This is a genomic window from Microbacterium sp. Bi128, assembly GCF_918698205.1.
In genome coordinates this window covers 1-4,268 of sequence record NZ_CAKKMM010000376.1, presented here as the reverse complement: position 1 = coordinate 4,268, position 4,268 = coordinate 1, and the positions used below count along the sequence as shown (strand labels likewise).

General features: G+C 66.5%; 5 protein-coding genes and 1 pseudogene. 4 read left to right on the top strand and 2 right to left on the bottom strand.

The annotated features are described in order from the left end of the window. Nucleotides 1-305: pseudogene (locus LQV45_RS19335) on the bottom strand (penicillin-binding protein); the annotation flags it as partial. A 37-nt stretch (nt 306-342) separates the two neighbouring features. Between LQV45_RS19335 and LQV45_RS19330 the strand changes: the two are divergent. The 3 genes from LQV45_RS19330 to LQV45_RS19320 are packed head-to-tail and all read left to right on the top strand — an operon-like array spanning nt 343 to nt 2,019. After that, nucleotides 343-498 carry a DUF4177 domain-containing protein gene (locus LQV45_RS19330; protein ID WP_003797879.1) on the top strand — a complete coding sequence of 52 codons (156 nt, stop codon included), beginning with the start codon at nt 343-345 and terminating at the stop codon, nt 496-498. Between the two features lie 2 nt (nt 499-500). Next, the gene (locus LQV45_RS19325) at nt 501-1,091 is read left to right on the top strand and encodes a RidA family protein (protein ID WP_230008409.1); all 591 of its coding nucleotides are present in this window, start codon (nt 501-503) and stop codon (nt 1,089-1,091) included. A 16-nt stretch (nt 1,092-1,107) separates the two neighbouring features. After that, nucleotides 1,108-2,019 carry an NUDIX hydrolase gene (locus LQV45_RS19320; RefSeq protein ID WP_230008408.1) on the top strand — a complete coding sequence of 304 codons (912 nt, stop codon included), beginning with the start codon at nt 1,108-1,110 and terminating at the stop codon, nt 2,017-2,019. Nucleotides 2,020-2,416: 397 nt separating this feature from the next. Here the strand turns inward: LQV45_RS19320 and LQV45_RS19315 are convergent, their stop codons facing one another. After that, on the bottom strand, nt 2,417-3,094 hold the full coding sequence (locus LQV45_RS19315) for a Crp/Fnr family transcriptional regulator (RefSeq protein WP_011693220.1): 678 nt from the start codon (nt 3,092-3,094) through the stop codon (nt 2,417-2,419). A 215-nt stretch (nt 3,095-3,309) separates the two neighbouring features. Here LQV45_RS19315 and LQV45_RS19310 point away from each other — a divergent pair. After that, nucleotides 3,310-4,268, top strand: a 959-nt coding sequence (locus LQV45_RS19310; RefSeq protein WP_230008407.1) for a MarP family serine protease, incomplete at its 3' end; no start/stop codon positions are given.

The window sequence follows — 4,268 nt, the reverse complement described above, 5'->3', positions numbered from 1 at the left end:
TCCTTGATGTGCGGAGACATCTGGTCCAGCGAAACACGGGTGCGGTTTTCCGCGTAGAGGTTCGCGATCGGGCTGCCGTCGGACGCCAGGATCGTGGTCGACTGGCTCGGCGGATCGACCTTCAGCTCAGCGGGGAGCGTGTCAAAAAACTGGATCGAACCGCTCGCCGCACTGCCCGAGACGGCCGCCGCGGGGACCAGGAGGCCCGCCACCAGGACACCGCAAATAGCGCTCACGCCCAGGAAAAGAAAGATCTTTCCGAGGGTGGTGGCCGTGTCGAATAAAGGGTTCTTGCCAGTCGCCATGTTTTCCACTTTACCGGCAACGACTAGGCTTTATGTCATGACCAAATGGGAGTACGCCACGATTCCGCTCATTATTCACGCCACAAAGCAGATCCTGGACCAGTGGGGCGACGACGGCTGGGAGCTCGTCCAGGTTGTTCCGGGACCCGATGGAAACGGCCTGGTTGCCTACCTGAAGCGGGAGAAGCAGTAGCCATGAACACCCCCTCAGAAGCCGTTCCGGCCACGCCGGCGGGCGCGGAAAACATCTCCGAAAACACGGCCGGCGCAGCGAGCCCCACGGCCGGCGCGGGCGCGTCGTCCGCCGTCGAACAGCGCCTCGCGGAGCTGGGCCTGACGCTCCCCGACGTCGCTGCTCCGGTCGCGGCGTATGTTCCGGCCGTGATTTCCGGCAACCACGTCTACACCTCCGGGCAGCTGCCGTTCATCAACGGCAAGCTTGAGGCCACCGGAAAGGTTTCCACCGGTTCGGCGGGCGCCTCCGACGAATCCACGGTGTCCCCGGAGGACGCGAAGGCCTACGCTGCCGTCTGCGCCGTCAACGCCCTGGCCGCCGTCAAGAGTGTGATCGGCGACCTCGACCGCATCACGCGGATCGTCAAGGTTGTCGGATTTGTATCCTCCGACCCTTCCTTCACCGGCCAGCCCGGTGTCATCAACGGCGCCTCGGAGCTGCTGGGCCAGGTCCTCGGCGACGCCGGCCAGCACGCACGTTCCGCCGTCGGCGTATCTGTTCTGCCGCTCGACTCGCCCGTCGAAGTCGAACTGATCGCTGAATTCGCCTAGTAGACCGGTTACTTCGTTGCCTCAGTTAGAACGCCGCCTGTTCGTCCTGCCCCCGGATCTTGAGGGAGCAGCCCGCAGCTGGATTGAACACGGTGAGCGGACGCCCCGCGCGCCCCGTTTGGCCTCCTCCGTGATCCTGCTGCGGGATTCGCCCACGGGCCTGGAGACCTGGCTCGGCTACCGGACGGGGTCCTCCCCGCTCGGTGTCCTCGCCTTCCCCGGCGGATCGCTGGAATCCACCGACGACGACGCCGTCGGCTGGCTGGGCCCCTCACCCCAGCACTGGGCTGAGCAGATGGGGACGTCCGACGTCGGGCTGGCGCGCCGACACGTCGTCGGTGCCATCCGTGAACTGTTTGAGGAGACCGGCATCCTGCTGGCCGGCCCCGACCTGTCCACCACGGTGGAGCTGACCTCCAGCGCCGACTGGATGCGCGCCCGCGAAGCCGTGGCCGAGCAGGAGAAATCCTTCACCGACCTGCTCGCCAAGCGAGGGCTCTCGCTGCGCCCTGACCTGCTCAAACCCCTGGTGAACTGGCTCAGCCCCGACTTCGCGCACCGCCGGTTCATTACCCGCTACTTTGCCGCCACCGTGCCCGTGAACCAGCAGCCCTCGCTGCTGGCCAGCAAGGGCGTCTGGGGCCGCTGGGTGTGCGTCCGGAAAGTCGTGAGCGAGCGGGACAGCACCGTGCTGGGTGACGAGGTAGGGCGGGAGAACACCGTCGGCCGGACCCTGGGCGAACTCCTGGTCCCTGGCTCGGAGATCATGCTTGAGAAGATGGCCAAGGCCAACGGCTGCATCGCCTACCTCAGCTACAAGCGCAAGGCCCACGTGTACCAGCCGAAGCTGGTCGAGGAAGACGGCCGGCTCATGCTTGAAGTCGAAGCAGCCAAAACGATCGCCGGCGAACCGCAGCGGGAACGCTAGGCCCGGGGAGCGCCGACGCCACGGAAGGCTGACTCCATGCGGGCAGCCTGTTAGGGCTTGGCTTGGGCGGGGGCCGGGCGATTCCCGGGACATGCCCCGCCCTGCTCCTGAGCACTGGACATGTTCCTTCGTGCCGCGTGCCGGCCCGGGACATGCCCTCCGGTGGACCTGACAGGTGGACATAGTGGCATTATGTCCAGTCGTTGCAGCCGGGGCGGGACATGTCCCTTCGTGCTGCCTGCCGGCCCGGGGACATGCTCCGCCCCGATCCGCACCAGTGGACATGTCCCGCGGACAACCAGCCCGAAACCGCCACCGCGAATTAACGGCAGAAGATTAACGGCAGAAGGCCGGTCCCGTTTCCGGGGCCGGCCTTCGTGGTTGCTGCTGGGGATCCCTAGCGGGAACGCTGGCGCAGGCGCTGCATGTCAAGGATGACGACGGCGCGCGCTTCCAGTCGCAGCCAGCCGCGCTGCACGAATTCTGCGAGGGCCTTGTTGACCGTTTCACGGGAGGCGCCAACCAGCTGTGCGAGCTCCTCCTGCGTCAGTTCGTGGGCGACCAGGACGCCGTCGGTCGCCGGGCGGCCGAAGCGGTCGGCCAGATCCAGCAGCGCCTTGGCCACACGGCCCGGCACGTCGGAGAAGACGAGGTCGGAAAGGGAATCGTTGGTGCGGCGCAGGCGGCGTGCCAAGGCCTGCAGCAGCTGGGCCGAGACCTCGGGGCGGGTGCGCAGCAGCGCGTTGAGGCTCTCGTTCTTCAGGCCGGCGAGACGCGTCTCGGAAACGGCAGTTGCCGTGGCCGTGCGCGGGCTGGGGTCGAACAGCGCCATTTCGCCGAAAAGCTCGCCCGGGCCGAGGATGGCCAGCAGTGATTCGCGGCCGTCCGGCGACGTGCGGCCGAGCTTCACCTTGCCGGAGACGATGAAGTAAAGCTGGTCACCCTGGTCGCCTTCCCGGAATACCGAGGCACCGCGTGAAAGGTCCACCTCGGTAAGTTCGTCCGTCAGCAGACGGAACGCCTCGTCGTCGAGCGTGGCGAAAAGGGGTGCGCGGCGCAATACCTCGATATCCATGAAATCTCCTGACTAGCTGTGTCGGCTGGGGCGCTTCAGCCATTGTTTCAGAATTTTGGAGCTTCTGTGACGTAGTTGGCACGGAAACGCCCGGAGGGGCCGAAAGCGCACGGCTCGGGAAGTCCGCGCAGATCCCTGTGCAGGCTGGCGGCCGGTCGGCAAACGTTCAGCTTACACCGGTAGAATCGTCGCTGAACTGTCTGTGAGGAGCCCCGGTGTTTGGCTTGACCATTTTGGACCTGCTGTTGGTTGTGGCGCTCTTGTCCTACCTGATCCACGGTCTTCGCAACGGCTTCCTTGTGACGCTCGGAGGCATCGCGGGATTCGCGGCAGGCGCCGTCGCCGCCTTCGTCTCCGTGCCCATCGTCAGCGGCCTCGTGGAGGACAGCGGCTGGCGCCTGACGGCGATCGTTGCCACGGCGGTCCTTCTGATGATCGTGGGCAACGGCCTCGGCACCATGATCGGGCGGCGAATCCGCAGCGTGGTCCCGTTCAGCCCCCTGCGGGCGGCGGACCGCCTCGTGGGCGGGGGCGTGAACGTGGTGGTGTCCGCCCTTGTGATGTCGATGCTGGCGTTCAGCATCGGGGCCCTGGGTGTGCCGTTCGTGTCCCAGCAGCTCGCGGAATCCAAAGTCATCAGGTTCATCGACGGCGTGACGCCGATGCCGGTCAAGGCATCAATGGCGCAGCTGCGTTCCGCCGTGATCGGCGAGGGAATCCCCACGCTGCTGGACGGCTTCGGCCAGAGCCAGTCCGTTGCCGTTCCGGACACCAGCACGGACACGCCGGCGCTGAACAAGGCCGCCGCGTCAGTGCTCAAGATCGCCGGAACCGCCTACCAGTGCGGCCAAAACCAGACCGGAACAGGCTTCGTGGTCGCCCCCGGGCGCGTGGTGACCAACGCCCATGTGGTCGCCGGGGTCGACGAACCAGTGGTGGAAACGCCCGGTGGCCGCGCACTGCCTGGGCGCGTTGTGTACTTTGACTCCCAGCACGACCTCGCCGTCGTGGCCGTTGACGGTCTGCGCTCGGAACCCCTGGCGCTGGCTGCCGACCTGCCGTCCGGCAGCGCTGCGGCCTTTGCCGGCTATCCGCACGGCGGGCCTTTCCAGTCCAAACCGGCCACGGTGCAGGACATCGCCACCGTGCTGGTCCCGGACATCTATGGCAAGAA

Excerpts from the sequence above, each read along its gene's own strand:
- LQV45_RS19325 (WP_230008409.1), top strand. The coding sequence starts at position 501 with ATGAACACCCCCTCAGAAGCCGTTCCGGCCACGCCGGCGGGCGCGGAA.
- LQV45_RS19330 (WP_003797879.1), top strand. The coding sequence starts at position 343 with ATGACCAAATGGGAGTACGCCACGATTCCGCTCATTATTCACGCCACA.
- LQV45_RS19315 (WP_011693220.1), bottom strand. The coding sequence starts at position 3,094 with ATGGATATCGAGGTATTGCGCCGCGCACCCCTTTTCGCCACGCTCGAC.